The sequence below is a fragment of the Pseudomonas sp. Gutcm_11s genome (assembly GCF_028649395.1).
Lineage (GTDB): Bacteria > Pseudomonadota > Gammaproteobacteria > Pseudomonadales > Pseudomonadaceae > Aquipseudomonas.
Window position 1 is genome coordinate 126,898 of the sequence record NZ_JAQSUW010000007.1, and the last position, 26,147, is coordinate 153,044.

27 protein-coding genes are annotated in these 26,147 nt (G+C 67.7%); 15 read left to right on the forward strand and 12 right to left on the reverse strand.

Translation table 11 applies throughout. From position 1 onward, the window contains the following. Window positions 1-114 precede the first annotated feature (114 nt). The gene (locus PTT45_RS01985) at window positions 115-621 is read right to left on the reverse strand and encodes a hypothetical protein (RefSeq protein ID WP_273811227.1); all 507 of its coding nucleotides are present in this window, start codon (window positions 619-621) and stop codon (window positions 115-117) included. A gap of 282 nt (window positions 622-903) precedes the next feature. Next, entirely contained in the window at window positions 904-1,803 is a 900-nt protein-coding gene (locus PTT45_RS01990; protein ID WP_273811228.1) for a LysR family transcriptional regulator, read from the reverse strand. Window positions 1,804-1,898: 95 nt separating this feature from the next. Here PTT45_RS01990 and PTT45_RS01995 point away from each other — a divergent pair, with 95 nt between their 5' ends. From PTT45_RS01995 to PTT45_RS02020, 6 genes are all read left to right on the forward strand, one after another. Beyond that, window positions 1,899-3,137, forward strand: coding sequence for a 3-hydroxyacyl-CoA dehydrogenase (locus tag PTT45_RS01995; RefSeq protein WP_273811231.1), 1,239 nt, complete (start codon window positions 1,899-1,901; stop codon window positions 3,135-3,137). Beyond that, complete coding sequence (locus tag PTT45_RS02000; RefSeq protein WP_273811232.1) at window positions 3,134-4,924, forward strand: acyl-CoA dehydrogenase C-terminal domain-containing protein; 1,791 nt, start codon at window positions 3,134-3,136, stop codon at window positions 4,922-4,924. Before PTT45_RS01995 ends, PTT45_RS02000 begins: the two co-directional genes overlap by 4 nt. A 79-nt stretch (window positions 4,925-5,003) precedes the next feature. After that, window positions 5,004-5,996 (forward strand): alpha/beta hydrolase family esterase, encoded by a 993-nt coding sequence (locus PTT45_RS02005; RefSeq protein ID WP_273811234.1) that lies wholly within the window; start codon window positions 5,004-5,006, stop codon window positions 5,994-5,996. A gap of 18 nt (window positions 5,997-6,014) precedes the next feature. After that, on the forward strand, window positions 6,015-7,178 hold the full coding sequence (locus PTT45_RS02010; protein WP_273811235.1) for an iron-containing alcohol dehydrogenase: 1,164 nt from the start codon (window positions 6,015-6,017) through the stop codon (window positions 7,176-7,178). Window positions 7,179-7,292: 114 nt separating this feature from the next. Further along, window positions 7,293-7,727: an acyl-CoA thioesterase gene (locus PTT45_RS02015; protein WP_273811236.1), complete on the forward strand. Its 435-nt coding sequence runs from the start codon at window positions 7,293-7,295 to the stop codon at window positions 7,725-7,727. Window positions 7,728-7,753: 26 nt separating this feature from the next. Continuing rightward, on the forward strand, window positions 7,754-8,938 hold the full coding sequence (locus tag PTT45_RS02020; RefSeq protein ID WP_273811237.1) for an acetyl-CoA C-acyltransferase: 1,185 nt from the start codon (window positions 7,754-7,756) through the stop codon (window positions 8,936-8,938). 128 nt (window positions 8,939-9,066) lie between these two features. Here the strand turns inward: PTT45_RS02020 and PTT45_RS02025 are convergent, their stop codons facing one another. From PTT45_RS02025 to PTT45_RS02035, 3 genes are read right to left on the reverse strand one after another with little or no spacing between them, the layout of a single operon-like run. Beyond that, window positions 9,067-9,909, reverse strand: a complete 843-nt coding sequence (locus PTT45_RS02025; RefSeq protein ID WP_273811238.1) for a substrate-binding periplasmic protein — start codon at window positions 9,907-9,909, stop codon at window positions 9,067-9,069. 2 nt (window positions 9,910-9,911) lie between these two features. Continuing rightward, window positions 9,912-10,934 (reverse strand): ferrochelatase, encoded by a 1,023-nt coding sequence (gene hemH, locus PTT45_RS02030; protein ID WP_273811239.1) that lies wholly within the window; start codon window positions 10,932-10,934, stop codon window positions 9,912-9,914. Beyond that, complete coding sequence (locus PTT45_RS02035) at window positions 10,931-11,836, reverse strand: TIGR01777 family oxidoreductase (protein ID WP_273811240.1); 906 nt, start codon at window positions 11,834-11,836, stop codon at window positions 10,931-10,933. Before PTT45_RS02035 ends, hemH begins: the two co-directional genes overlap by 4 nt. 209 nt (window positions 11,837-12,045) lie before the next feature. On the opposite strand from PTT45_RS02035, the gene PTT45_RS02040 reads away from it, so the two are divergent. The 4 genes from PTT45_RS02040 to PTT45_RS02055 are packed head-to-tail and all read left to right on the forward strand — an operon-like array spanning window position 12,046 to window position 14,852. After that, window positions 12,046-13,032, forward strand: coding sequence for an NAD(P)/FAD-dependent oxidoreductase (locus tag PTT45_RS02040; RefSeq protein WP_273811241.1), 987 nt, complete (start codon window positions 12,046-12,048; stop codon window positions 13,030-13,032). Further along, window positions 13,029-13,250, forward strand: a complete 222-nt coding sequence (locus PTT45_RS02045; RefSeq protein ID WP_273811242.1) for a TIGR02450 family Trp-rich protein — start codon at window positions 13,029-13,031, stop codon at window positions 13,248-13,250. The genes PTT45_RS02040 and PTT45_RS02045 overlap by 4 nt, the downstream gene beginning before the upstream one ends. A gap of 13 nt (window positions 13,251-13,263) precedes the next feature. Further along, entirely contained in the window at window positions 13,264-14,268 is a 1,005-nt protein-coding gene (gene rlmF, locus PTT45_RS02050) for a 23S rRNA (adenine(1618)-N(6))-methyltransferase RlmF (RefSeq protein WP_443218140.1), read from the forward strand. Then, window positions 14,268-14,852: an IMPACT family protein gene (locus tag PTT45_RS02055; RefSeq protein WP_273811244.1), complete on the forward strand. Its 585-nt coding sequence runs from the start codon at window positions 14,268-14,270 to the stop codon at window positions 14,850-14,852. The genes rlmF and PTT45_RS02055 overlap by 1 nt, the downstream gene beginning before the upstream one ends. Before the next feature lie 18 nt (window positions 14,853-14,870). Here the strand turns inward: PTT45_RS02055 and PTT45_RS02060 are convergent, their stop codons facing one another. Next, complete coding sequence (locus tag PTT45_RS02060) at window positions 14,871-15,290, reverse strand: Lrp/AsnC family transcriptional regulator (protein ID WP_273811246.1); 420 nt, start codon at window positions 15,288-15,290, stop codon at window positions 14,871-14,873. A 122-nt stretch (window positions 15,291-15,412) separates the two neighbouring features. On the opposite strand from PTT45_RS02060, the gene yjeH reads away from it, so the two are divergent. Both yjeH and PTT45_RS02070 read left to right on the forward strand, forming a co-directional pair. Then, window positions 15,413-16,678 carry an L-methionine/branched-chain amino acid transporter gene (yjeH, locus tag PTT45_RS02065; protein WP_273811247.1) on the forward strand — a complete coding sequence of 422 codons (1,266 nt, stop codon included), beginning with the start codon at window positions 15,413-15,415 and terminating at the stop codon, window positions 16,676-16,678. A gap of 46 nt (window positions 16,679-16,724) precedes the next feature. Then, a complete protein-coding gene (locus tag PTT45_RS02070; protein WP_273811249.1) occupies window positions 16,725-18,056 on the forward strand; it encodes a TAXI family TRAP transporter solute-binding subunit in 1,332 nt (443 codons plus the stop codon). A gap of 48 nt (window positions 18,057-18,104) precedes the next feature. On the opposite strand, the gene PTT45_RS02075 is transcribed toward PTT45_RS02070, so the two are convergent. After that, window positions 18,105-19,706, reverse strand: a complete 1,602-nt coding sequence (locus tag PTT45_RS02075; RefSeq protein ID WP_273811251.1) for a M28 family metallopeptidase — start codon at window positions 19,704-19,706, stop codon at window positions 18,105-18,107. A 277-nt stretch (window positions 19,707-19,983) separates the two neighbouring features. Here PTT45_RS02075 and yejK point away from each other — a divergent pair, with 277 nt between their 5' ends. Continuing rightward, window positions 19,984-20,991 carry a nucleoid-associated protein YejK gene (gene yejK, locus PTT45_RS02080; protein WP_273811253.1) on the forward strand — a complete coding sequence of 336 codons (1,008 nt, stop codon included), beginning with the start codon at window positions 19,984-19,986 and terminating at the stop codon, window positions 20,989-20,991. Window position 20,992: 1 nt separating this feature from the next. Beyond that, entirely contained in the window at window positions 20,993-21,328 is a 336-nt protein-coding gene (locus PTT45_RS02085; RefSeq protein WP_273811254.1) for a glutaredoxin family protein, read from the forward strand. A gap of 18 nt (window positions 21,329-21,346) precedes the next feature. Here the strand turns inward: PTT45_RS02085 and PTT45_RS02090 are convergent, their stop codons facing one another. From PTT45_RS02090 to PTT45_RS02100, 3 genes are all read right to left on the reverse strand, one after another. After that, window positions 21,347-22,282, reverse strand: a complete 936-nt coding sequence (locus tag PTT45_RS02090) for a glutathione S-transferase family protein (protein WP_273811255.1) — start codon at window positions 22,280-22,282, stop codon at window positions 21,347-21,349. Between the two features lie 66 nt (window positions 22,283-22,348). Then, entirely contained in the window at window positions 22,349-22,648 is a 300-nt protein-coding gene (locus tag PTT45_RS02095) for a GIY-YIG nuclease family protein (protein WP_273811256.1), read from the reverse strand. A gap of 40 nt (window positions 22,649-22,688) precedes the next feature. Beyond that, entirely contained in the window at window positions 22,689-23,159 is a 471-nt protein-coding gene (locus PTT45_RS02100; protein ID WP_273811257.1) for a nuclear transport factor 2 family protein, read from the reverse strand. Between the two features lie 96 nt (window positions 23,160-23,255). Between PTT45_RS02100 and PTT45_RS02105 the strand changes: the two genes are divergently transcribed. Further along, the gene (locus PTT45_RS02105) at window positions 23,256-24,215 is read left to right on the forward strand and encodes a GlxA family transcriptional regulator (RefSeq protein WP_273811258.1); all 960 of its coding nucleotides are present in this window, start codon (window positions 23,256-23,258) and stop codon (window positions 24,213-24,215) included. A gap of 52 nt (window positions 24,216-24,267) precedes the next feature. Here the strand turns inward: PTT45_RS02105 and PTT45_RS02110 are convergent, their stop codons facing one another. Beyond that, a complete protein-coding gene (locus PTT45_RS02110; RefSeq protein ID WP_273811259.1) occupies window positions 24,268-25,029 on the reverse strand; it encodes an amino acid ABC transporter ATP-binding protein in 762 nt (253 codons plus the stop codon). Between the two features lie 12 nt (window positions 25,030-25,041). Further along, on the reverse strand, window positions 25,042-26,139 hold the full coding sequence (locus PTT45_RS02115) for an amino acid ABC transporter permease (protein ID WP_273811260.1): 1,098 nt from the start codon (window positions 26,137-26,139) through the stop codon (window positions 25,042-25,044). Window positions 26,140-26,147: the final 8 nt, after the last annotated feature.

Consider the following 26,147-nt stretch of genomic DNA (forward strand, 5'->3'; position numbering starts at 1 on the left):
GACCACCGCCTGCTGCGGGGATTCCGCTCCTCGATTCGGCACAACACTACCAGCACACAGCCGCCATCGGCCGGCAAATCACCACAGATCGTTTCTCAGCCACCACACGGCGCGTTAGGCGATCAGGTCCCGGGTTTCCTGGTAGGTGGTGATCGCCTCGATGGCGGTCCGCGTGGTCACCGTCTGCTGCGGGCCGAAGGTCAGCTGGGTAGACGTCTGCTGCTGGACGGCGTTCTGCGTCGCCAGCGGATCGGTCTGTTCGGCGTTCACCTGCAGCTGCTCGGCCCGCTGGGCCTCCAGCACCCGCTCCACCTGCTGCTGACGCAGCCGATCCTGCAGGTTGCTGGCGGCTTCATCCGCCGCCTGCCGCGCCTGCTCGGCCAGCTCTTCACGCAGCAGTTCCCGCCGCTCCTCGGCCAGTTCCTGCTGCCGTGCGGAACGCTCGGCGGCCCGTTCCCGCGCCAGCTCCAGACGGTCCTGCAGTCGCTCGGCGCTGGTCGGGTTGAGCTCCGTGTCGAAACGGTTTCGCACGCTGCCCAGTGCGGTGTCACTGTCGTCGATCGCCCGAAGCGGGCGCGACTCGTAGAGGCTGCTGCCAATCGGATTGATGGCGATAGGCATAGGGTTCTCCCTGGTTTCTCGGCCTGGGAGCCCCAGTCTACGGCGCTGCAACCCGCGTCTTTAGGCGGATGGGGCATAAGGCGCGGGCGCAGATGGTCTAGCACTTTTTCGGCGGTAAGCGGTCGCCCCGCTCTGCCGGCACGCGGCTGGTGCGGCGCTATCGCCCATGCCAGAGACGCTGCGTACGAACCTCCCGCTGCGCTGGGCAAAGCCGCGTCGCAGAGCCATCGCGCCTCGCTTGTGCGGCGCCTGCACGGGAGAAAACGCGACGAACGGTAGCGCTCAGGCCTGGTCCAGCGCCTGGATCTGCTCGACCAGCCACTGCAGGGCCGTGTCACGGCTGCGCAGGTCGAGGCTGACGATCTCCAGATGGAACGGCCCCAGCTCGAACGGCAGGTCGAACAGCTGCAGCGGAAGCAGCCCGGCGAAGTAGCGCGCCAGCCGCGTCGGCAGTACCGCGACCAGCTCGCCACTGGCGGCGATGTGCGCAGCCTGCAGGTAGTTCGGCGTGGTGTAGACGATCTCGCGGCTCAGGCCCTGCTCGCCCAGCCACTGCTCGACCATGCCGCGGGTCTGCCCGCCGTGCACCCAGAGGTGGCGCAGCTTGAGGAACGCCTGCAGATCCAGCCCGCGCGCCAGAAGCGGATGGTCCCGACGCGCCACCAGCTGCAGGGTCTCGCTCATCCAGCGCACGCCATTGAAGCGCGGCGGCAAGGCCTCGAAGCGGCCCAGGGCGAGGTCGATCTCGCCTTTCTCCAGCGCCTCGGCCGGCAGCCGTGGCGACAGGTGCCGCACGTCGATGCGGATGCCCGGCGCCAGCTCCGTGAGGCGTGCCAGCAGACGCGGCATCAGCAGCATCTCGGCGTAGTCGGTCAGGGCGATGGTGAAGCGCTGGCGGCTGCGCGCCGGGTCGAAGCGGCTGCCCTCGCTGAGGCTCTCCTCAATCTGTCGCAGTGCGGCGCGGATCGGCGCCTCCAGCTCCAGGGCCCGGGGCGTGGGTTGCATGGAGCGCCCAACGCGCACCAGCAGCGGGTCGTCGAGCAGGTCGCGCAAGCGCCCCAGCGCATTGCTCACCGCCGGCTGGCTGAGCGCCAGGTGCTCGGCGGCACGCGACACGTTGCGCTCGCGCAGCAGGGCATCGAGTACGCGCAGGAGGTTGAGGTCGAAGGTCGATATATTCACGAGAGGAATTCAACTTATCACAAGTCAAAATTTCTCAAATAGTACAGCGGTACTTAAGGTGCGTCAGTTTTCGCTATCGCGTTCGAGGAAAGGCTATGAGCAATAACTACAAGATCGAGCAGGCCGCCGTGATCGGCGCCGGCACCATGGGCCGCGGCATCGTCATCAGCCTGGCCAACGCCGGCATCCCGGTCCTCTGGCTGGACAACAACCCGGAGATGGTCGAGGCCGGCCTGAAGATGGCCGAGGACACCTGGGCGCAGAACGTCGCCAAGGGCCGCATCAGCACCGGTGAAGCCAGCCTGCGCCTGTCGCGCATCCAGGCGGTGAACGACTACGCCGACCTGGCCGATGTCGACCTGGTGATCGAGGCCGTCTACGAGAACCTCGAGCTCAAGCAGGAAATCTTCCGCACCCTCGACCGCATCGTGAAGCAGGGCGCGATCCTCGCCAGCAACACCTCGGCGCTGGACATCGACGCCATCGCCGCCGTCACCGCCCGCCCGCAGGACGTGCTCGGCCTGCACTTCTTCAGCCCGGCGCACATCATGAAGCTGCTGGAGATCGTGCGTGGCGCCGACACCGCCCCGGCCGTGCTCGACGCCGCCGTGGCCCTCGGCCAGCGCATCGGCAAGATCAGCGTGGTGGCCGGCAACTGCGACGGCTTCATCGGCAACCGCATGCTGCACACCTACGTGTTCGAGGCGCGCAGCATGCTCCTCGAAGGCGCCTACCCGCACCAGGTGGACAGCGCCCTGCAGGGCTTCGGCTTCGCCATGGGCCCGTTCCGCATGTACGACGTGGTCGGCATCGACCTGGAATGGCGCGCCCGCGAACTGGCCGGCAAGGGCCAGGACGTGGCCCAGGTGCAGGTGGACAACCGCCTGTGCGAACTCGGCCGCTTCGGCCAGAAGTCCGGCAAGGGCTACTACACCTACGCACCGGGCAGCCGCCAGGCCGAGCACGATCCGTTGGTGGACGCCCTGGTCCAGCGCGAGGGCGAGCGCCTCGGCTACCAGCGCCGCAATGTCGGCCCGGAAGAAATCCTGGCGCGCTGCCTGCTGGCCCTGGTCAACGAGGGCGCGAAGATTCTCGAGGAGAACATCGCCGCCAACGCCCATGACGTCGACCTGGTCTACCTCAACGGCTATGGCTTCCCCGCCGACAAGGGCGGGCCGATGGCCTGGGCCGACGCCCAGGGCGTGGCCGTGATCCGCGAGCGCCTGCTGCAGCTGACCGAGCGCTTCGGCGCCCACTGGCAGCCGGCCGGCCTGATCGACCGCCTGGTGGCGGACGGCAAGAAATTCAGCGACGTACAGGAGGGCCGCGCATGAGCTACCAAGCCCCCCTGCGCGACATGCGCTTCGTCCTGCATGAACTGTTCGACGTCGCCGGCCACTGCGAGCGCCTCAACAACGGCCTCGACCGCGAGCTGATCGACGGCGTGCTGGAAGAGGCCGCGGCCTTCACCGGCAACGAGATCGCCCCGCTCAACCGCAACAGCGACGAGGAAGGCTGCCAGCTGGAAAACGGCGACGTCAGCACACCCAAGGGCTTCCGCTCCGCCTACAAGCAGTACGTGGACAACGGCTGGGCAAGCATGACCGGGCCGATCGACTTCGGCGGCCAGGGCTTCCCGCAGCTGGTGTCCTTCGCTTTCCACGAGATGCTGATGGGCGCCTCGCTGTCGTTCCGCGTCTACTCCGGCCTCACCGAGGGCGCCGTATTGGCGCTCGACAAGCACGGCAGCGCCGAACTCAAGGACGCCTACCTGGCCAAGATGGTCGGCGGCCAGTGGACCGGCACCATGTGCCTGACCGAGCCGCAGGCCGGCACCGACCTGGCCCTGCTGCGCACCCGCGCCGAGCCCCAGGCCGACGGCAGCTACAAGGTCACCGGCAACAAGATCTTCATCAGCGGCGGCGAGCAGGACCTGTCCGAGAACATCGTGCACCTGGTGCTGGCGCGCCTGCCGGACGCCCCGGCCGGCGTGAAGGGCATCAGCCTGCTGCTGGTGCCCAAGTTCATCGCCACCGCCGAGGGCGGCCTGGGCCAGCGCAACGCTCTGTCCTGCGGTGCCATCGAGCACAAGATGGGCATCAAGGGCGCTTCCACCTGCGTGATGAACTTCGACGGCGCCACCGGCTGGCTGATCGGCGAGGCCAACCAGGGCCTGGCCTGCATGTTCACCATGATGAACGACGCGCGCTTCCAAGTCGGCCTGCAGGGCCTGGGCCTGGGCGAGGCGGCCTTCCAGGGCGCCCTGCGCTATGCCCGCGAACGTCTGCAGTCGCGCGGCCTGAACGGTGCCGTGGCGCCGCAGCAGGCGGCCGATCCGATCATCGTGCACCCGGACGTACGGCGCATGTTGCTGACCCAGAAGACCCTGGTCGAAGGCAGCCGCATGCTCGCCGCCTACACCGCGCGCCAGCTCGACCTGGAGCACGGCGCCGGTGAGGCTACCGAGCGCAAGGCCGCAGCCAAGCGCGCCGCGCTGCTGATCCCAATCGTCAAGGCGTTCTTCACCGACATGGGCCAGGAAGTCTCCAGCCACGCGGTGCAGGTCTACGGCGGCCACGGCTTCATCCGCGAGTGGGGCATGGAGCAGCTGATGCGCGACAGCCGCATCACTCAGCTGTACGAGGGCACCAACGGCATCCAGGCGCTCGACCTGATCCGCCGCAAGCTGCTCGGTGACGGCGGCTCGGAGCTGAACGCGCTGATCGACGAGTTCGCCGCCCTGGCCGACCGCAGCGCCAGCCAACCGGCCCTGGCCGAACTGGCCGGTGTGGTCAGCGCGCGCCTGCAGCAATGGCGCGAGCTGGCGGCCCAGGTGATCACCCTGAGCCAGGCGGATGCCGAGGAAATCGGCGCCACCTCGGTGGACTTCCTGCAGTACTCGGCCTATGTGTTGCTGGCCGGCTTCTGGCTGCAGGCCGCCGCCACCGCGCAGCAGGCACTGGACGCCGGCACTGGCGAGGCTGCCTTCTACCAGGCCAAGCTGCACAGCGCCGCGTTCTACCTGCGCCGCGTGCTGCCGCGTGCCAGTGGCCACCGCGAGGCCCTGCTGGGCGGCGCGGCCTGCCTGATGGCGATGCCGGAGGAGAGTTTCGCGTTCTGATTTGGTGCTGCGCGCGGCGCTGCCCGGCGGTCTTCCGGGCAGCCCCGTGCGCATCCCCTCCCCTCACCGAGAGGCACGGATGAAAACAACAAGAACTGTGCTCAAAGCCCTGCTGGTACTGGCCCTGATCCTGGCCGGCCTGTATGGCTATTTCCTCTATGCGCCGAAGCCCGCGCAGCCCCACCTGAGCGCCAGCCTGCAACAGGGCAGCATCGAGGTCAGCGGCCGCTCGCGCGACTACGCCTACTACATTCCCGCCACGCTGCCGGCCAACGCGCCACTGCTGTTCGTGCTGCACGGCTCGCTGCAGACCATCGACGACATCCGCACCTTCAGCGCCTACGACTTCGAGCACCTGGCCGAACAGCAGGGCTTCATCGTCGTCTACCCACAGGGTTACCAGCGCAACTGGAACGATTGCCGCAGCACCGCCGACTACCCGGCGCGCCGGCAGAACATCGACGACGTCGGCCTGGTCGCTGCGTTGATCCAGCACTTCGCCGCCCAGCACGGCGCCGACCCGCGCCGTGCGTTCCTCGCCGGCTACTCCAATGGCGGCCAGCTGGGCCTGCGCATCGCCTTGCAGCGCCCGCAGCTGCTGGCTGGCGTCGCTGCCGTGGCGGCCAACCTGCCGAGCGCCGACAACCTCGACTGCCGGCCGGTGGCCGGCGCCACGCCCGTGCTGTTCATGAACGGCACCCGTGACCCGATCAACCCCTATAACGGCGGCCGCGTCACCCTGTTCGGCTTCGGCGACCGCGGCAACGTGCTCTCGTCCTACCAGTCGGCGCTGTACTTCGCCGAGCGTGCCGGGCATGCCGCCGCCGACATGCACCGCGACGGCGTCTGGAGCGATCCGGACAAGCCGGCGCAGAAGGTCGAGCTCGATCACTGGCACGCCGACGGCCGCCCTGAGGTCGCCCTGTACGCAGTGATCGGCGGCGGCCACCTGCTGCCCCAGTCCGGCTTCCGCGCACCGCGCCTGCTCGGCCCCACCCTTTCCGGTTTCGACGGCCCACGGGCCATCTGGGACTTCTTCGCCCGCCAGCAGCCCGTGCCGGCGCAGCCCTGACCTTTCGGAGGATTCGTCATGCAACCCTTCAGCTTCGCCACCACCGCGCAAATCCTCTGCGAATCCGGTTCCAGCGTGCGCCTCGCCAGCCTGTGCCAGGAGCGCGGCGCCCAGCGCGTGATGCTGGTCACCGACCCCGGCATCACCCGCTTCGGCCTGCTCGACGGCGTGCTGCCGGGCTTCGCCCAAGCCGGCGTGGCCGTGGAAGTGTTCGACCAGGTAATCGCCGACCCGCCCGAGGCCATCGTGCTCAACGCCGTGGAGCGCGCCCGCGCGCTGGGCGCCGACCTGGTGATCGGCTTCGGCGGCGGCAGTTCGATGGACGTGGCCAAGCTGGTCGCCCTGCTCGCCCACCCCAACTGCCAGCAGGCCCTGAAGGACATCTACGGCGTCGGCAATGCCCGTGGCCAGCGCCTGCCGCTGATCCAGGTGCCGACCACCGCCGGCACCGGCTCGGAGGTCACGCCGATCTCCATCGTCACCACCGGTGAAACCACCAAGATGGGCGTGGTCTCGCCGCTGCTGCTGCCGGACCTGGCACTGCTCGACGCGGACCTGACCCTCGGCCTGCCGCCGGCGGTGACCGCTGCCACCGGCATCGACGCCATGGTTCACGCCATCGAGGCCTACACCAGCAAGATCAAGAAGAACCCGCTGTCCGACCTGCTGGCCCGCGAGGCGCTGCGCCTGCTGGCCGCCAACCTCGACCAGGCGGTGCACAACGGGCAGAACCGCGAGGCGCGCCAGGCCATGCTGCTCGGCGCCCTGCTCGCAGGCCAGGCCTTCGCCAACGCGCCGGTGGCGGCGGTACACGCCCTGGCCTACCCGTTGGGCGGGCACTTCCACATCCCCCACGGCCTGTCCAACGCCCTGGTGCTGCCGCAGGTGCTGCGTTTCAACGCCCCGGCCGCCATGCCGCTGTATGCCGAATTGGCGCCACTGCTGCTCGGCGAGCGCTTCCAGGGCGGCAGCACGGAGCAGCGCTGCACCGCCTTCATCGACGAACTGGCCGCACTCAACCAGCGTTGCGGCCTGCCCAGCCGCCTGCGCGACGCCGGCGTACCGGAAGCCATGCTGAACACCCTGGCCAGCGACGCCATGCTCCAGCAGCGTCTGCTGGTGAACAATCCGCGCGAGGTGAACGAGGCCGACGCCCTGGCCATCTACCAGGCGGCGTACTGATCATCCACCCGGCGAATGCTGGAGCCGGCCAATAGGCCGCAATACAGCCGACGAATCAAAGTATCGCGCGTGCCGCCCAGGCCTTAGGGTGGTACGCAAGCACGAGGACCGAGCATGAACCCACCGCAGCACTTGCGCGGCGACTACGCCCACTTCCAGCCCATCACCACGCGCTGGCACGACAACGACGTCTACGGTCACGTCAACAACGTCGTGTACTACGGCTTCTTCGACAGCGCGGTGAACACCTACCTGATCGAGGTCGGCGGCCTGGATATCCACGAGGGCGAGGTGATCGGCTTCGTGGTCAGCTCGTCGTGCGACTACTTCGCCTCCATCGCCTTCCCCGAGCGCATCGAGGTCGGCCTGCGGGTCGGCAAGCTGGGCAACAGCTCGGTGCAGTACGAGCTGGCCATCTTCAAGGCCGGCGAAGACGAGGCCTGCGCCGCCGGGCGCTTCGTCCACGTCTTCGTCGACCGCGCCAGCAACCGCCCGGTGCCGATCCCCGAAACGCTGCGCACGGCGCTCGCCCGCCTGCTGCGCGACTGACACGACAACAACAGGAGAATTTCGCCATGCAAGACGCCGTCATCGTTTCCACAGCCCGTACGCCGATCGCCAAGGCCTTCCGTGGCGCCTTCAACGACCTCAAGTCGCCGTCCATGAGCGCCGTGGCCATCCGCGCCGCGGTCGAGCGCGCCGGCATCGAGCCGGGCGAGATCGAAGACCTGGTGATGGGCACCGCCATGCAGGGCGGTACCGCCGCGATCAACCTGGCGCGCCTGTCCGCCCTGGCCGCCGGCCTGCCGCTGTCGGTCAGCGGCCAGACCATCGACCGCCAGTGCGCCTCCGGCCTGATGGCCATCTCCATCGCCGCCAAGCAGATCATGGTCGACGGCATGGCCGTCACCGTCGGTGCCGGCCAGGAGCAGATCAGCCTGGTGCAGAACACCCACATGAAATGGTCCGGCGCCGACTACGATCCGGCCGTGGTGAAGATGGCCGAGCATGCCTACATGCCGATGCTGCAGACCGCCGAGATCGTCGCCAAGCGCTACAACATCAGCCGCGAGGCCCAGGACGAATACGGCTTCCTGTCGCAGCAGCGCACCGCCGCCGCCCAGGCCGCCGGCCTGTTCGCCAATGAAATCGTGCCGGTCACCGCACGCAAGAAACTGGTCGACAAGGAAACCGGCGCCGTCAGCTTCGAAGACGTCACCCTCAGCCTCGACGAAGGCAACCGCCCACAGACCGTGCTCGGCGACCTGCAGAACCTCAAGCCGGTCATCGAAGGCGGCTGCATCACCGCCGGCAACGCCAGCCAGCTGTCCGACGGTGCCAGCGCCAGCGTGCTGATGAGCGGCGCCCTGGCCGCCCAGCGCGGCATCCAGCCGCTGGGCCTGTACCGCGGTATCGCCGTAGCCGGCCTGGCCCCGGAAGAGATGGGCATCGGCCCGGTGTTCGCCGTACCGAAACTGCTCAAGCAGCACGGCCTGAGCGTCGATGACATCGGCCTGTGGGAGCTCAACGAAGCCTTCGCCTGCCAGGTGCTGTACAGCGCGCAGAAGCTCGGCATCGACCCGGCCAAGCTCAACGTCAACGGCGGCGCCATTGCCATCGGCCACCCCTACGGCATGAGCGGCGCGCGCATGGTCGGCCACGCCCTGCTGGAAGGTAAGCGCCGCGGCGTGAAGTACGTGGTCGTGACCATGTGCGTCGGCGGCGGCATGGGCGCTGCCGGTCTGTTCGAAGTGCTGTAAACACTGCTGCATCGCAGCAATAAAAACGGAGGCCTCGGCCTCCGTTTTTATTGCCCGGTGATAACTCACCCCCACGTTCAACTCGGAAACGCCGCCCTCGGCACTCCAGCGCCCCTCAGCCCTCCTGCCTAGCGCTGCAGCCAGAAACGGCTGTCAGGCGCGGGCAAACCTTCCGGCAGATCGTTGCCGAGAATCAGCAGGCGTCGCTCGTGCAGACGGCTGCGCTCCAGCTCCTTGCCGAAATGACGGAACAGCAACTGCTGGAAGCTGCCATCGAGCTGGATCAGGCGCAGGCCATCCTCGAAGCGCTCGCGCAGCTCGATATTCTGCCGATTGAAGGCGAAGTACACCGGCAACGGGTAGACCAGCGCCAGGCTCGGCTCGACCATCAGCTGCGGATACTGCGCCGCTACGTCATCGATCTCCGCCCAGACTTCGTGCGGCGCCCGGTGGTAGTAGTCGAAGCGGTGGCCATCGAGCATCGCCAGCAGGTTCTCCGGGCGTGGTGTGCCGACCACCGGCAGGCCGTTGAGAGCGAATACCGAGAAATCACTCCACTGGCTGACGAAGCCACCGCGCAACTGGCGCAGGTCATCCAGGGTGCGTACCTGAGCGAAGCGCGGTGCGTCTTCGCGGCGGATCAGCAGCAGGCGGTAGCCGAGCATGCCGGCATGGATGTCGAAGGGCAGCATGTCGAACTGCTGCAGGCGCTCGGCATTGGGCGGCACGTAGGCCAGGTCCACCTCGCCGTCGCGCAACTGCAACAGGCAGCGCTCCTGTGGCGGGTCCTCGACCAGAGCCGGCGCGATATGCAGCTCACCATGGGTGGCTGCCGTACGCGCCAGGATCAGGTTGGCCAGCTCGATGCGATAGGCATAGCGCCCGGCGTCGTGCTGGCACACGCGCAGCTCTGCGGCTTGTACATCGAGAGCCAGCGCCAGCAGGGCCAGCGCTGCGGCGACGATCTGCATTTCTAGTTCGCCAGCGGCGCCCTCTCGCACAGCACCTTCAGTGCCTCGACCCACTGCGGGTGGTCGTTCAGGCAGGGCACCAGCACCAGCTCCTCGCCACCGGCTTCGCGGAACTGCTCCTGGCCGCGCTGGCCGATTTCTTCCAGGGTCTCGATGCAGTCGGCGACGAAGGCCGGGCACATCACCAGCAGCTTCTTCACCCCGGCCTTGCCCAGCTCGTCCAGGCGCGCCTCGGTGTAGGGCTCGATCCACTTGGCACGACCCAGGCGCGACTGGAACGACACCGACCACTTGCCCGCCGGCAGCCCGGCGCGCTCGGCAAACAGCTCGGCGCTGCGCAGGCACTGGCTGCGGTAGCAGACGGCCAGGGTCTCGGCGCTGACGCCCTCGCTACTGGTCGAGGTCAGGCTGTGGTTCGGATCTTTCACCAGCTTGCGAATGTGGCGCTCGGGCAGGCCGTGGAAGCTCAGCAGCAGGTGGTCGAAATCCTGCTCCAGGTGCGGCTTGGCGCTGGCCACCAGGGCGTCGACGTATTCCGGCTCGGCGTAGAACGGCTGCAGGCTGGCGAACTGCAGCGGCAGGTTCTGCTCGCGCGCCACCCGGCGCACTTCTTCCAGCGCGGTGGTGGTGGTGCTGTCGGCGAACTGCGGGTAGAGCGGCGCCAGGGTCACCTTGCGCACGCCCTGGGCCACCAGGCGATTGAGCACGCCGGCAATCGCCGGCTCGCCGTAGCGCATGGCCAGCTCCACCGGGCCATGCGGCCAGTGCGGCACCATCGCCTGCTGCAGGCGGCGGCTGAGCACGATCAGCGGCGAGCCGCCCTCCCACCAGATCGACGAGTAGGCGTGCGCCGATTCGGCCGGGCGCTTGACCAGGATCAGCGACACCAGCAGCCGGCGCAGCGGCCAGGGCAGGTCGACCACGTAGGGGTCCATGAGGAACTGGTTTAGATAGCGACGCACGTCGGCCACCGAGGTAGAAGCCGGCGAACCGAGATTGATCAACAGCAGGGCATGATCGGTCATGCGGTGTCCTTGAACAGGTCGGCCAGGGCCGAGTCGAGATCAGTGAAACGAAATTCGTAGCCGGCGGCCAGGGCCCGCTGCGGCATGGCCTTCTGCCCGCCGAGCAGCAACCCGGACAGCTCGCCCAGGCCCAGCCTGAGCAACGGCCCGGGCAACGGCAGCAGCGCCGGGCGGTGCAGCACGCGGCCAAGGGCACGGGCGAACGCCTTGTTCCGGGCCGGCTGCGGCGCGCAGGCATTATAGGGACCGCTGGCGTCTTCCCGCTGCAAGAGAAAATCGATCAGGCCGATTTCATCGCGCAGGTGAATCCATGGCATCCATTGCCGGCCATTGCCGATCGGCCCGCCCAGGCCCAGGCGAAACGGCGGCAGCATGCGTTTGAGGAAACCGCCGTCGCCAGCCAGGACCAGCCCGGTGCGCAGCAGCACCACGCGCATGCCCAGCTCGCCCGCGCGCTGGGCGGTTTCCTCCCAGGCGCCGCACAGCTGGGCGGCGAAGTCCTCGACCACCGGCGGGCTGTCCTCGTGCAGCTCACGCTCGCCGCCATCGCCGTACCAGCCTACGGCGGAACCGGAGATCAGCACCTGCGGCCGGTGGTCGCGGGCCTCCAGCCAGGCCAGCAGCTGTTCGGTGAGCGTGACGCGACTGGCCCACAGCAGGGCCTTGCGCTTGTGCGTCCAGGGCCGGTCGGCGATGGGCGCGCCGGCCAGGTTGATCACCGCATCCAGCGGGCCGTCGTCATACTCCTCGAGGCGGCCAATCCCGCGTACCGCCGCGCCGCACAGCCCGGCGACGCGTTCGGGCGTGCGGCTCCACACGGTCAGCTGGTGGCCCTGGGGCAACCAGTGTCGACACAGGGCCCGGCCGATCAGACCTGTACCGCCAGTCAGCAAAATGTGCACGGCATCCTCCTCGCATGGCGTTAACCACCCGTCACCACCTAGTCTGAATCATGACGGTGCAACGTGCCTTTTTCCGGCCGGGCTGCCGTCCCAGTTTCAGCAGGCTCACGTACAAATACGTGAGATGGGTACCCCCAAATGCGTGTCCAACTTGTAACCGGCAGTACATCGCTCCGAGAAGCGACCGGTTCAGGGAAACGAGGCCCATCATGAACGCACCCATCGCAATAATCGGTACCGGCCTGGCGGGACTCTCCGCCGCCCAGGCCCTGCATGCAGCAGGGCTGGAGGTCGAACTGTTCGACAAGGGCCGCGGCAGCGGCGGGCGCATGGCCAGCAAGCGTAGCGACGCCGGCTCGCTGGACCTCGGCGCGCAGTACTTCACCGCCCGCGACCGCCGCTTCGTCGAGGTGGTGCAGCAGTGGCAGGCGCGCGGCTGGGTCGCCGAGTGGGACCCGCAGCTCTACCATTACAACGAGAACGGCCTGCTGCCCTCGCCCGACGAGCAGGTGCGCTGGGTCGGCACGCCGCGCATGAGCGCCATCAGCCGCGCGCTGCTCGGCGCCCTGCCGGTGCACTTCTCCTGCCGCATCACCGAGGTGTTCCGCGGCGAACAGCACTGGGGCCTGCAGGACGCCGACGGCAACAGCCACGGCCCCTACAGCAGCGTGATCATCGCCACCCCGGCGCCACAGGCGACCAACCTTCTGGCCGCTGCGCCCAAGCTGGCCAGCGCCGCCGCCGGAGTGATCATGGAGCCGACCTGGGCCGTGGCCCTGGGCTTCGCCACCCCGCTGGAGACCCGCGTCGAAGCCTGCTTCGTGCAGGGCGGCGCCATCGACTGGCTGGCGCGCAGCCGCAGCAAGCCAGGCCGCGACGGCGCCTTCGACACCTGGGTGCTGCACGCCACCAGCGCCTGGAGCAAGCAGCACCTGGACCTGCCCAAGGAGGCGGTGATCGAGCAGCTGCATGGCGCCTTCGCCGAGCTGATCGGCTGCGCCCTGCCCGCCCCGGCCTTCAGCCTGGCCCATCGCTGGCTCTATGCGCGGCCGGCCAGCGCCCATGAGTGGGGCGCCCTGGCCGATGCCGACCTAGGCCTGTATGCCTGCGGCGACTGGTGCCTGTCCGGGCGGGTCGAAGGCGCCTGGCTCAGCGGCCAGGAGGCGGCGCGGCGGCTACTGGAGCATCGCCAGTGAGGCCCGACCGGATCAATCCGCGCAAGCTGCTGCTGTCGAAGTGGACGGCGCGAGCACCGCGCAATCGCGAGCGGCACTTCCTGGTCACCGAACTGCAGCGCAGCGACAGCGGCGAGGTACTGACGGTCGACCTGCAGGCCGTGCTGACCGGGCGCAGCGAGCGTCTGGACTGGCACCAGCTGGAGGACGTCGAGCGCTGGCAGATGGGCTGGAAGTAGCGTCTGTGGGACAATGCCAGCCCCGCCCGCCGAACAGCCCGTCATGCGTCAGAAAGCCCAGCCCCCCCGCCAACCCAAGGCCGTCGCCAAGGGCCAGTTGCACCCGCGCAACCGCCACCAGGGGCGCTACGACTTCCCCAAGCTGATCGCCGCCAGCCCGGAACTGGGCCGCTTCGTCATCCTCAACCCCTACGGCAAGCAGAGCATCGACTTCGCCGATCCCGAAGCGGTGCGGGTGTTCAACCGCGCGCTGCTGCGCCAGCTGTATGGCATCCAGCATTGGGACATTCCGGCCGGCTACCTGTGCCCGCCGATTCCCGGCCGCGCCGACTACCTGCACGGCCTGGCCGACCTGCTGAGCGAGACCGCCGGCGGCGAAATTCCCCGTGGCGAGCAGGTCCGCGTACTGGACGTGGGCACCGGCGCCAACTGCATCTACCCGCTGCTCGGCCATAGCGACTATGGCTGGCGTTTCCTCGGCTCGGACATCGACCCCGCCGCCCTGGCCTCGGCCCAAGCGATCATCCGCGCCAATGGCCTGGACGCGGCCATCGAGCTGCGCCAGCAGAACGAGCCCAAGCACATCTTCCTCGACCTGCTGGGCAGCGAGGAACGCTTCGCCGTGACCCTGTGCAACCCGCCCTTCCACGCCTCGGCGGCCGAAGCCGCCAGCGGCAGCACGCGCAAGTGGAAGAACCTCGGCAAGCTCGACCCCAAGCGCAAGCTGCCCAAGCTCAACTTCGGCGGGCAGAGCAACGAGCTGTGGTGCACAGGTGGCGAGGCCGCTTTCCTGCAGCGCATGGCCCGCGAGAGTGCGGCCGTGTCCGGCCAGGTGCTGTGGTTCAGCAGCCTGGTGTCCAAGGCCGGCAACCTGCCGATCCTGCAGAAGGCCCTGCAGCAAGCTGGCGCCGTGGAGGTCCGCCAGGTGGACATGGCTCAGGGCAACAAGCAGAGCCGCTTCCTGGCCTGGACCTTCCATGACGTGAACGCGCGCCGCGCCTGGCTACAGGTCGGCTGATGGCCTTCACCCTCAGCGCGCCCTGCGAGTACCGCGAGGAAATCCGCAAGAGCCGCTTCATCGCCCTGGCCGCCCCCGTCGACTCGGCGGAGCAGGCGCTGGCCTTTATCGAGCAGCACAGGGATCTCGGCGCCTCGCACAACTGCTGGGCCTTCAAGTGTGGCCAGCAGTACCGTTTCAGCGACGACGGCGAACCCGGCGGCACAGCCGGCCGGCCGATCCTCGCCGCCATCGAGGGCCAGGACTGCGACCGCGTGGTGGTGCTGGTGATCCGCTGGTACGGCGGCATTCAGCTCGGCACCGGCGGGCTGGCCCGCGCCTATGGCGGCAGCGCGGCCAAGTGCCTGCAGGGCGGCGAGCGGGTCGAGCTGGTGGCACGCGTGCAGGCGCACTGCCATGTGCCCTTCGCCGAGCTAGCGCGGGTCAAGGCGCGCCTGGGCGACTGGCAGGCGCAGCTGGAGGCGGAGCACTTCGATGCCGATGGCGCGGAGCTGCACCTGGCGCTGCCCAAGCAGCAACTGCAGGTGGCCGCCGAGCAATTGGCCAACCTGTGCCGCGGGCAGATCAGACTGGAGTGGGACTGAGCCGTCTAGGTCAGGCGCCTACATGACCCATTCGGTGACGACCATATGCGTCTTCACCCGCTGCATACCGGGGAAGCTCTCAATGGCGCCGCGGATCTCGGCCAGGCGCGCCATGCTCGCCGCCTCCACCTGCACCAGCATGTCGGTCTCGCCGCTGATGCCGCAGCACTGGCGGATTTCCGGGTAGGCCCGCATGCGCTCGACATAGTCCTGGCAGCGGCCGTCCTTGTAGAACAGTTCAAGGAAGGCCTTGACCCCACCAGCGCCCGGCTCGGCCACCTGGGCGTGGTAGCCACGGATCACCCCACCCTCCTCCAGCTGGCGGATGCGCTCGCTCACCGCCGAACGCGACAGGTTGACCTCGCGGGCGATCTGGCTGACGGAGGTACGCGCGTCCTCGCGCAGCAGGGCGATGATCTGGCGATCGAACTTGTCCACGGTGGTTCTCGGCGGCAGGCAGTTTGACTACGGATTCCGCCAGTTTGCCGGTGATCGGCGGCGACCTGCGGCAGAGCGGGCGCTTAACATGGCGGGATCGAAAGAAGGAGCGAGCATACAACATGAGCCGGCTGAACAAGGAACTGGGGCTGCTGCAGGGCGTGGCACTGCTGAGCACCTCGCTGCTCGGCACCGGCATCTTCGTGGTGCCGGCACTGGCCGCCACCGCTGCCGGCCCTGCCTCGCTCTGGGCCTGGCTGATCCTGATCGCCCTGGTGCTGCCGGTGGCCTTCACCTTCGCCCAGCTGGGCAAGCGTTTCCCCCACGCCGGTGGCGCCCCGCACCTGATCGGCCGCGCCTTCGGCGGACGCATGGAGCGGCTGATCGCCTTCCTGTTCCTCGCCGTGCTGCCGGTGGGCCTGCCTGCCGCGCTGAACATCGCCACCGGTTTCTGGCAGGCGCTGCTGCCGATCGGCGCCGGCGGCGCGCTGCTGATCCAGTTCGCCACCCTCGGCGCCATGCTCCTGCTCGGCCAGCGCCCGGCCCGCGCCAGCGGCGTGGTGCAGGGGCTGATCGCCCTGGCGATTCTCGGCACGGTCGGCCTGGTCTGGTGGGCCGGCGACCTGCCCCTGGCCAGCCAGCCGCTGCTGCCCGAGGTCGGTGAATCCTGGCACCTGATCCCCGGAGCGCTGGGCGTGATGTTCTGGTGCTTCGTCGGCATCGAGGCCTTCACCCACCTGGGCGAGGAGTTCAAGCGTCCCGAGCGCGACTTCCCTCTGGCCCTGCTGCTCGGCGTACTGCTGGCCGGCCTGGTGTACTGGGCCTTCTCCGTGGCGGTACTGAGTTTCGGCGTGTACGGCGACGAGCACAGCGACGCCGCCTCGCTGCCGCGCCTGATGCACATGCTGCTCGGCGACGAGGCGCGCGCCCTGGTCGCCGTGGTTGGCTACCTGGCCTGCTTCGCCTCGATGAACATCTACGTGCAGGGCTTCGCCCGGCTGATCTGGAGCCTGGCCGATGAGGGCAAGCTGCCCGCCTCCCTGGCCCCGCTCAACCGTCACGGCGTGCCGGCGCGCGCGCTGCTGCTGGTGGTACTGATCTGCTGCCTGTGCGCGAGCCTCGCCAGCGTGCTGCAGCTGTCGGTGGACGACCTGATCCGCTACGCCAACGGCAACTTCATCGTCGTCTACCTGCTCAGCATGGCTGCCGGCTGGGTGCTGCTGCGCGGCGTGTGGCGCTGGATCGCCGGTTTCAGCACCCTGCTCTGCGCCCTGGTACTGCTGGCCCTCGGCGTGGAGGCGCTGTATGCCCTGGGCCTGCTCGCTGCCTTCGCGGTAATCGGATACTGGCTCGAACGCCAACAGCGGCCACAGGTCTCCCGCAGCTGAGTGGTCTGCGGCTATCCTCTGCCTGGGATAGCCTCAAGGACCGACCATGCGCCGCATTCTCCGCGACCTGAAAATCCTCATCCTCGCCAACCTGTGGATAGTGCCGGTGCTCGCCGGCCTGGTGGGCGCGCTGTTCTACTTCGTCGCCCCGCCGCCACCGATGCACGCACGCATGGCCACCGGCGCCGTGGGCGGCGGTTATCACGCCTTCGCCGAGCGCCTGCGCGACGAGCTGGCCGAACAGGGCTTCGAGCTGGAACTGGTGCAGAGCCTGGGCTCGCGCGACAACCTGGCCAAGCTGGGTGACGGCTCCGTGGAGCTGGCCCTGATCCAGAGCGGCCAGGAGCTGACCCTAGACAACGAGGCACGCGGCAAGCTGGCCGGCCTCGGTGTGGTCTATCGCGAGCCGCTGTGGCTGTTCACCACGCGCAAGGTCAAGTTCGAGCGCCTGGCCGACCTGCTCAAGCTGCGCCTGGCCATCGGCTCGGAAGACAGCGGCACCCAGGCGGTGACCGCCGCATTGTTCGCCGCCAATCGCATCGAGCCGAGTGCCTATCCCAAGCCCTGGCAACAGCTGGGCGGCAGCCGCGCCGCCGATGCGCTGGTCGCTGGCGAGCTGGATGCCGCCTTCTTCGTCGGCCCGGCAGAGAACCCGCTGATCCAGCGCCTGGCCGCCGAGCCCAAGCTGCGCCTGGTCAGCCTGCGCCGCACCGAGGCTTACCTGGCGCGCCTGCCCTACCTGAGCCGCCTGGAGGTGGGCGAAGGCATGCTCGACATGGCGCAGAACACCCCGGAACGCGACATCGTCACCCTCGGCCCGGTGGCCACCCTGGTGGCCGGTGAGAGCTTCCACCCCTCGCTGACTCCGCTGATCCTGGAAGCCGCCCGCGAGGTGCTGAAGAACGGCAGTCTGCTCGACCCTGCCGGCAGCTATCCGGCGCGGCCGCCGCTGTCGCTGCATACCCTGGACGAGGCCGACTATTACTACGAGAAGGGCCTGCCGATCCTGCAGCGCTATCTGCCGTTCCGCATCGCCTCGCTGGCCGACCGCTACATCATCCTGGCCATCCCGCTGCTGGTGCTGCTGTTCCCGCTGTTCAAGGCCATCGGGCCGATCTACCAGTGGCGCATCCGCGCGCGTATCTACCGCTGGTACAAGCACCTGCGCGAGATCGACCAGCAGCTGTACAAGGGCAGCCTCAATGGCGACATCGGCGCCGAGATCGAGCGCCTGGAGAAGCTGGAGGACGAGCTGGCGCGGGTCGAGGTGCCGCTGTCCTACTCCAGCGAGCTGTACGAGCTGCACATGCACCTGCGCTACATGATCGAACGTCTGCACGCCGTGCAGCGGCGCAAGGCTGCCGAGCCGGCAGCATGAAAAAAGCCCCGCCAGGGCCAGCCTGACGGGGCTTTGCTCAAGCCTGGATCACTTGACCCAGTGTTTGCCCCAGTGGGTGATGTCGTAGGCCTTGGCCGCACGTTTCAGGCTGGGAGCCGCCTGGCTCGCAGCGATCTCGTCGTCGATGGCCTTGGTCGAGTGCGACAGCCAACTGGTGACGAAGGCCATGGCATCGCCATTGATCTCCAGCGCGCGCTCGTCGATGTTGCCCAGGTTGTCACAGGCCGCGTGATAGCAGGGGTCGAGGGCGATGCCCGCGGTGCCGCCGTAGCGCGCGGCCTGCTCCTCGGTCTTCAGCACCTCGGCGCCGGTGAACAGCCCGCCGAAGGCGATGCCATCGGTGAAGAACTGCGCGTAGTCGGAGCGGAAGGTGATCTCGTCGCCCTCGAACGGCAGGCCACGCAGCTTGTAGTACTCCTCGAACAGCTTCTCGATGGCGGCCGAACCGGGCGGGCCTTCCAGACCGTAGGCCGAGCCGTCGCCGTCATACACGAAGTAGGCGAAGTTCGGCGAGGCGATCATGTCGAAGTTCAGGTACGCCTTGATCTTCGACTTCTGTTCCGGCGGCAACTGGGTAACGTAGTAGGTCGAGCCCACCAGCCCCGACTCCTCGGCGCCCCACCAGGCGAAGCGCAGCTTGTTGGTCGGCTTGACCTTGCGCAGCTGCACGGCCAGCTCCAACAACGCGGCGCTGCCCGAACCGTTGTCGTTGATGCCAGCACCCTCGTACACCGAGTCCAGGTGCGCACCGGCCATTACCACGTTGTTCGGGTTGCCGTGCTTGGACTCGGCCACCAGATTGTAGGTCTGGGTGCGCTCACGCACCACGTCGGTGACCATGCGCAGGCGCAGCTCGGCGGTCTGCGCCAGGCTCACGCCCACGTCATAGGTGGTGAACAGCACCGGAATGCCGCCGACATAGGCGTCGCCCAGGGTGGCGCTGAGCAGGCCCTTGCGGTCCTCGCTGTCGCCCTGGTTGAACACCACCACGCCCCTGGCGCCGGCATTGGCGGCGTTCTCCGCCTTGATCTGGAAGTTGCAGGCGCCGCGTTGCAGCAGGGCGATGGAGCCGGCCGGGAAGCCGGCGAAGTCCTCTGCCTCGCAGCCGCTGGTGGAAGTGTTGCCGGCACCGAGGGCGATGTCCACCGGCACCACGGCAGCAGTCACGTCACCGGCGTCGGTCTGCGACAGATAGGTGAAGTCCACCTCCCATTCGAAGCTGCCCGGCGCAGGTGCCACCGTCTGCAGCACGCCCGCCCCCTGGGGATAGAAGGCGCTGAACGGGAAGGCCTGCAGGGTGACGCGGTAGCCGGCGCGCTCCAGGGTTTCCTTCACGTAGTTGAGCGAGCCGTCGTAGCCCGGCAGGCCGGCGGCGCGGTTGCCGCCGTTGGCCAGGGCCACGTCGTGCAGCATCTGCAGATGTTGCTGGGTGTTCTGCGCCTGCATGCAACGCGGCAGCAGCAGCGGCGAGCTGTTCAGCAGCCCGGCGCGACACTCCAGCGGACCGAGGCGCGTCGGGCTCCAGAGCTTGTCGAATACCTGCGAGAGATCCTGGGTTGCGCCGGCGAAGGCCGGTGCGGCAGTGGCGGAGAGAAGCGAGGCGAACAGCAGCTTTTTCTTGTAGTGCATGGGTTTTCTCCAATTCCGTTTTTGGAGCAAATGGATGCGGCGGCACTTGTGGCACCACCGCGGACCGTCCCTTTACTGCGTCGTGTGGACGCTGGAACAGTAGACGCCGGTTTTCCGGCAAGCGAAGCGGTTAGCTACTTTTTCTTCGAAATATTGCTGCAGTTCACCGACGATGGCAGCACATCGCCATCACCACGGATGACGACCGACGCGCCGCGCGGCGTTGTCGGGTAGACTCCTCGCCCTGTTTCCCGCGAACCACCGAAGACCGATACCCATGCCGATCCGCCACTGCATCGTCCACCTGATCGACAAGAAGCCCGATGGCTCGCCCGCCGTGCTGCACGCCCGCGACTCCGAACTCGCCGCGTCTCAGGCCATGGAGAACCTGCTGGCCGACCTCAACGAGAGCTACAACGCCAAGCAGGGCAAGGCCTGGGGCCTGTTCCACGAGGAATCCGGCGCCTACCCGTTCAGCGGCTGGTTGAAGGCCTACCTGGACGGCGAACGCGACTTCACCGCCTTCAGCCGCCAGGCCGTCGAACAGCTGCAGAAGCTGATGGAAGAATCCAACCTGTCGACTGGCGGCCACGTGCTGCTGGCGCACTACCAGCAAGGCATGACCGACTACCTGGCCATCGCCCTGCTGCACCACAGCGAAGGCGTGGCGGTGACCGAGGCGTTGGACGTGGCGCCGGCCAAGCACCTGGATCTCGGCCAGCTGCACTTGGCGGCGCGCATCAACATTTCCGAGTGGCGCAACAACGTCCACTCCAAGCAGTACATTTCCTTTATCAAGGGCAAGAACGGCAAGAAGGTCTCGGACTACTTCCGCGACTTCATCGGCTGCCACGAGGGCGTGGATGCGCCGAGCGAGACGCGCACCCTGCTCAAGGCCTTCAGCGACTTCGTCGAGAGCGAGGACATGGCCGAGGAGCAGGCTCGCGCCAAGACCGAGACGCTGGTCGACTACGCCACCAGCCAGGCCAAGATCGGCGAGCCGATCACCCTCGACGAGCTCTCCGGGCTGATCGACGAGGACCGCCCGCGCGCCTTCTTCGAGCACATCCGCAACAAGGACTACGGCATGGCCCCGGAATTTCCGGCGGATAAGCGCACCCTCAACCAGTTCCGCCGCTTCACCGGCCGCGCCGAGGGCCTGTCGATCAGCTTCGAGGCCCACCTGCTGGGCTCGAAGATCGAATACGATGAGTCGCGCGACATGCTGATCATTCGCCAGGTACCCACCCAACTGAAGGACCAACTCAAGCGTCGCAAGGAGTGACATGGGCAAACGGATTTTCGTCCTGCTGGCGGCACTCGCCGCCTGGCAAAACTGGGAACGCATCGAGACCTTCACCGGCCTGAAGCCGACGCCGCAGGAAGTTGCCGCCAGTACGCCGGTGGTGCTCTACGCCACCGCCTGGTGCGGCTACTGCGCCAAGACCCGCAGCTTCCTCGCCGAACAGGGCATTCCCTACACCGAGTTCGACATCGAGAAGTCCAGCGAAGGCCGCCGCGCCTACGATGCACTCGGCGGCCGGGGCTTTCCGCTGATGACCATCGGCGACACCGTCCTGCGCGGCTACAATCCGGAGGGCATCAAGGCGGCGCTGCGCTAGCGCCGCCCTGGTTCCTGCTTACAGAGCTTCGATACGGAAGCCCAGGCGCGGGAAGTGCACGTGCACGACGCCCGCGCGCTCGTCCTCGCGGCGCAGGATCAGCTCCTCGGCGCCAGCAAACACCAGCTCACCCTCCACCGGATCGACGCCGTAGTCGGTCGCGGCGATCTTCACCTGCTGACCGGCCTGGAAGCCATTGGGCTCGGCGAACTGCTCGCTCGGCAGAGCCGCCGGCGTGGCCGCACGGGCGATCTCGATGGCCTCGGCGGCGCTCAGCTCGCTCGGCGCGCCATGGCCGAAGCCCAGCACGCGACCCAGCCAGGCGCTGACCGATGGGTAGGCGTCGACCAGCGGCGCGGTGACCGGGGTGCCCTTGAGGAACCACAGGCAGTGGGCCAGGGAGAAGTCGGCTACCGACGGCTCGCCGAACAGGAAACCGCCCTGTTCACGCGCCAGTTGCTGCTCGACGCGCGCCATGATGCTCGGCCAGTTGTGCTTGGCGACTTCCGCCGGCAGGCGAGTCGCAGTACCGCCGCTGAACAGCCCAGCACGGTCGGCGATGAAGGCCTTGACCGCTTCCGGCGGCAGCTTGGCAAAGCGCAGTGCCACGGATTCGGGCTGGAACACCAGGCTCACGGCATGCTGGAACACCACCGAGTCGACCCATTGGGCGAAGCTGGCGACGACGAATTCCTGGCCTTCCGGGAACAGCGCCGGAACGCTCTTCTCAGCCTCCAGGCGGCGGGCGATCAGCGCGGTGTCGCAATAGATATCGGCACCGATCTGCAGCACCGGGGTCTTGCGGTAACCGCCAGTCAGCGCGGTCAGGTCGGGCTTGGGCATCACCGGCGGGATCATCACCGAGCGCCAGGACAGCTGCTTGAAGCCCAGCAGCAGGCGCGCCTTCTCGGCGAACGGTGAAGTCGGGTAGTGGTGCAGGATCAACTCGTGCATGACGGGCTCCGCGTCGGTGGCAGTGGATGGGCAGCTTAACGCCCGGACAGGCAATGGCCTACCCAGTCAGACTGATTGGGTGCTATCAGTTCCCTGCATGGTGCAACTCTGCACCAGGCGCTCCTTGGCGGCCTTGGCCAGCGCCTTGATCGCCCGCTCACGCCGCAGCGCGGCGCTCTTGTCCGCGCAGCTCTCGATGTAAACCAGCGCCTGCGCCGGGCTGGAGTAAAAGAAGCGCGCGCCGCGGCCAGCCCGGTGCTGCTCGAAGCGCCGCTGCGGATCATCGCTGATGCCGCAGTACAGCGCGCCGTTCTCGGCACGCACCAGGTAGACGGACCAGGGCTTGGAGGGAGGAGTATCGGTCATGGCTCGGCAGCGCAATGCGGGGCCGCCGAGCTTACGCCAGTCAGCGCCCGGCCTGCCAGGCACGCAGCCCGCCCAGGGCCTGCTTGCGAATGGCGTTCTGCACCGGCGCCAGCCAGCCGAGCAGCATGCCCTTGGCGCCCAGGGCCTGGCGGGACCAGCGCCACAGGTCAAAGCGGTCACGGTGCTCGACGATCTTGCCGCCCTCGAAGCGGAAGCTGGCCTCGATGTGGTTCTCCACCATGCGCCCGGTCTGGCTGAACAGGTAGGTCGCCACCCAGCGCGCGCGGCCCTGGCGGTCATCCGCCTCGAGCACTTCGTAGGTCAGGGAGAACTGCTTGGCGCGGGCGCAGAGCATGCGCCACATGTCGCCGGCATCACGACCCTTGAGATCGCGAAATACCGGGTCGGAGAACTCGATGTTGTCGGCGTAGCAAGCGGCCATGGCCTCGGCATCCTGGCGCTGGAAAGCCTGGTAGAAACGGTCGATCAGTTCGGCATTGGGGTGGGCCATGGCAACGCTGCTCCGGGTTGTGATGGGCAGAGTATGGTCGCGCGAGCGACGGCTGGCGATTGGCGATACAGACAACTTTGTGTCAATAATCGCCAGATGATCCGCATAGCCCTCTACACCTGCCCGCAGACCGTGCTCTCCAGCCTGAGCATGGCCGATGACGCCTTCCGCCTGGCCAACCAAATGGCCGGCGAGGCACTGTTCGAACTGCAACGGGTCAGCGCCGACGGCCAGCCGGTGCAGCTGGGCTATGCACAGCTGCGCGTGGATGGCGACCTGAGCCTGGCCGAGCGCGCCGACCTGCTGCTGATACCCGCCACCGGCAGCGCACTCGACCGCACCCTGGAGCACAACGCCGTCCTACTCGCCTGGCTGGCCGCTCGCCCACAGCACCAGCAACTGGCCAGCCTGTGCAGCAGCGCCTGCCTGCTGGCCGCCTCCGGTGTGCTGGACGGCCGTCGCGCCACCACTCACTGGGCCCTGGCCGACAACTTCCGCCAACGCTTCCCCAAGGTGCGCCTACAGATCGACCAGTTGTTCACCGAAGACAACAATCGCTTCTGCTCCGGCGGTGCCCAGGCCGGTCTCGACCTGTGCCTGCACCTGATCGCCGTGCATGGCGGCGACTGGCTGGCGCAACGCGTGGCCGGCGCCCTGGTGGTGGAGCGCGAGCGCGGCGGCCAGAGCCGCTTCGCCCCGTTGCTGCCGATGGCCGGGCAGGACGACCCGCTGATCGCCCCGCTACTGCGCTGGCTGCAGCAGCACCACGCCCAGGCCATCGACCTGGCGCTGCTGGCCGAGCGCGCCAACTGCTCCACCCGCACCCTGCTGCGCCGCTTCAAGGCGGCCACCGGCCTGACGCCCAACGACTACCTGCAGCGCCTGCGCATCAGCGCCGCGCAGAGTGCACTGCGCAACCCGGCGCGCTCGCTGGAACAGGTCGCCGCCCAGGTCGGCTACGCCGATCGCGCCACCTTCGCCAAGCTGTTCAAGCAGCTGTGTGGCGAGACGCCGGGGGCCTTCCGCAAGCGCCTGCGCCAGCCGCTCGCCGAATAGCGTGCAAAGAAAAAGGAGCCCGAGGGCTCCTTTCTTTTTACTGCAGCGCAGATCAGTGGAGGATCTGGCCGAGGAACAACTTGGTCCGCTCGTTCTGCGGGTTGTCGAAGAACGCATTGGGCTCGTTCTGTTCGACGATCTCGCCACGATCCATGAAGATCACCCGATCCGCCACGGTGCGGGCAAAGCCCATCTCGTGGGTCACGCAGAGCATAGTCATGCCGTCCTGGGCCAAGCCAACCATGGTGTCCAGCACCTCCTTGACCATTTCCGGGTCGAGGGCCGAGGTCGGCTCGTCGAACAGCATGATCTTCGGCTTCATGCACAGGGCGCGGGCGATGGCCACGCGTTGCTGCTGGCCGCCGGAGAGCTGGCCCGGGTACTTGAGCGCCTGCTCGGGGATGCGCACGCGCTCAAGGAAGTGCATGGCGATCTCTTCGGCCTTGCGCTTGGGCAGCTTGCGTACCCACATCGGCGCCAGGGTGCAGTTCTGCAGCACGGTCAGGTGCGGGAACAGGTTGAAGTGCTGGAACACCATGCCCACTTCGCTGCGGATGGCCTCGATGTGCTTGAGGTCGCTGGTCAGCTCGGTGCCATCGACGATGATGCGGCCCTGCTGGTGCTCCTCCAGGCGGTTGATGCAGCGGATGGTGGTGGACTTGCCGGAACCCGACGGGCCGCAGAGGACGATACGCTCGCCCTGCTGCACGTTGAGGTTGATGTCCTTGAGCACGTGGAACTGGCCGTACCACTTGTTCACGCCCTGCAGCTGAATGATCGGCTCGGCCGCGGCTTCTTTCTTAACTTCGGTCATGGTCTATGACTCCTAACGCTTGTGGCCGGTGTCCAGCTTGCGCTCCAGGCGCATGGAATAGCGGGACATGCCGAAACAGAAGATCCAGAACACCAGGGCGGCGAACACGTAGCCCTCGGTCGCCATACCCAGCCAGGCCGGGTCGGTGGTGGCTTGCTTGATGCTGTTGAGCAGGTCGAACAGGCCGATGATGATCACCAGACTGGTGTCCTTGAACAGGGCGATGAAGGTGTTGACGATGCCCGGGATCACCAGCTTGAGCGCCTGCGGCAGGATCACCAGACCCATCATCCGCCAGTAGCCCAGGCCCATGGCCGCAGCCGCCTCGTACTGCCCCTTGGGAATCGCCTGCAGGCCGCCACGTACCACTTCGGCAATGTAGGCGGACTGGAACAGGATCACCCCGATCAGGGCGCGCAGCAGCTTGTCGAAATGCAGACCCTCGGGCAGGAACAGCGGCAGCATCACCGAGGACATGAACAGCACAGTGATCAGCGGCACGCCGCGCCAGAACTCGATGAAGGTCACGCAGATCACGCGGATCGCCGGCATCTTCGAACGTCGGCCCAGCGCCAGCAGAATGCCCAGCGGCAAGGCGCCGGAGATGCCGACGGCGGCGATCACCAGGGTCAGCATCAGGCCGCCCCACTGGCTGGTGGAGACCGTGGACAGACCGAGGAAGCCACCGTGCAGCAGCCAGTAGGCCAGCAGCGGGTAGATCACCAGGAACGCCAGACCATAGACGGCCTTGCGCGGCATCGCCGGAACGAACAGGGGCGCCGCGCCGATCACCGCCAGCCACACGGTGAGGTCGACGCGCCAGCGCAGCTCTTCCGGGTAGAAGCCGTACATGAACTGGCTGAAGCGCTCCTTGATGAACACCCAGCAGGCGCCTTCGCTGGTGCAGTCGGCGCGGGTGGTGCCGGTCCAGTCGGCCTCGAAGATCGCCCACTTCAACAGCGGCGGGATGATCAGCCAGACCAGGTAGATAGCCAGCAGGGTCAACAAGGTGTTGAACCAGCTGGAGAACAGGTTGGATCGCAGCCAGCCGACCACGCCCACGCTCATGCGTGGCGGCGGCAGGCTGGGGCGAAATTGATGAACTTCCATGCGCTTCT

Bases quoted from the DNA above. Each gene is read 5' to 3' on its own strand.
- PTT45_RS01985 (WP_273811227.1), bottom strand. From the start codon at position 621: ATGCCTATCGCCATCAATCCGATTGGCAGCAGCCTCTACGAGTCGCGC.
- PTT45_RS01995 (WP_273811231.1), top strand. From the start codon at position 1,899: ATGAGCAATAACTACAAGATCGAGCAGGCCGCCGTGATCGGCGCCGGC.
- PTT45_RS02000 (WP_273811232.1), top strand. From the start codon at position 3,134: ATGAGCTACCAAGCCCCCCTGCGCGACATGCGCTTCGTCCTGCATGAA.
- PTT45_RS02005 (WP_273811234.1), top strand. From the start codon at position 5,004: ATGAAAACAACAAGAACTGTGCTCAAAGCCCTGCTGGTACTGGCCCTG.
- PTT45_RS02010 (WP_273811235.1), top strand. From the start codon at position 6,015: ATGCAACCCTTCAGCTTCGCCACCACCGCGCAAATCCTCTGCGAATCC.
- PTT45_RS02015 (WP_273811236.1), top strand. From the start codon at position 7,293: ATGAACCCACCGCAGCACTTGCGCGGCGACTACGCCCACTTCCAGCCC.
- PTT45_RS02020 (WP_273811237.1), top strand. From the start codon at position 7,754: ATGCAAGACGCCGTCATCGTTTCCACAGCCCGTACGCCGATCGCCAAG.
- PTT45_RS02025 (WP_273811238.1), bottom strand. From the start codon at position 9,909: ATGCAGATCGTCGCCGCAGCGCTGGCCCTGCTGGCGCTGGCTCTCGAT.
- hemH (WP_273811239.1), bottom strand. From the start codon at position 10,934: ATGACCGATCATGCCCTGCTGTTGATCAATCTCGGTTCGCCGGCTTCT.
- PTT45_RS02040 (WP_273811241.1), top strand. From the start codon at position 12,046: ATGAACGCACCCATCGCAATAATCGGTACCGGCCTGGCGGGACTCTCC.
- rlmF (WP_443218140.1), top strand. From the start codon at position 13,264: ATGCCAGCCCCGCCCGCCGAACAGCCCGTCATGCGTCAGAAAGCCCAG.
- PTT45_RS02055 (WP_273811244.1), top strand. From the start codon at position 14,268: ATGGCCTTCACCCTCAGCGCGCCCTGCGAGTACCGCGAGGAAATCCGC.
- yjeH (WP_273811247.1), top strand. From the start codon at position 15,413: ATGAGCCGGCTGAACAAGGAACTGGGGCTGCTGCAGGGCGTGGCACTG.
- PTT45_RS02070 (WP_273811249.1), top strand. From the start codon at position 16,725: ATGCGCCGCATTCTCCGCGACCTGAAAATCCTCATCCTCGCCAACCTG.
- PTT45_RS02075 (WP_273811251.1), bottom strand. From the start codon at position 19,706: ATGCACTACAAGAAAAAGCTGCTGTTCGCCTCGCTTCTCTCCGCCACT.
- yejK (WP_273811253.1), top strand. From the start codon at position 19,984: ATGCCGATCCGCCACTGCATCGTCCACCTGATCGACAAGAAGCCCGAT.
- PTT45_RS02085 (WP_273811254.1), top strand. From the start codon at position 20,993: ATGGGCAAACGGATTTTCGTCCTGCTGGCGGCACTCGCCGCCTGGCAA.
- PTT45_RS02090 (WP_273811255.1), bottom strand. From the start codon at position 22,282: ATGCACGAGTTGATCCTGCACCACTACCCGACTTCACCGTTCGCCGAG.
- PTT45_RS02095 (WP_273811256.1), bottom strand. From the start codon at position 22,648: ATGACCGATACTCCTCCCTCCAAGCCCTGGTCCGTCTACCTGGTGCGT.
- PTT45_RS02100 (WP_273811257.1), bottom strand. From the start codon at position 23,159: ATGGCCCACCCCAATGCCGAACTGATCGACCGTTTCTACCAGGCTTTC.
- PTT45_RS02105 (WP_273811258.1), top strand. From the start codon at position 23,256: ATGATCCGCATAGCCCTCTACACCTGCCCGCAGACCGTGCTCTCCAGC.
- PTT45_RS02110 (WP_273811259.1), bottom strand. From the start codon at position 25,029: ATGACCGAAGTTAAGAAAGAAGCCGCGGCCGAGCCGATCATTCAGCTG.
- PTT45_RS02115 (WP_273811260.1), bottom strand. From the start codon at position 26,139: ATGGAAGTTCATCAATTTCGCCCCAGCCTGCCGCCGCCACGCATGAGC.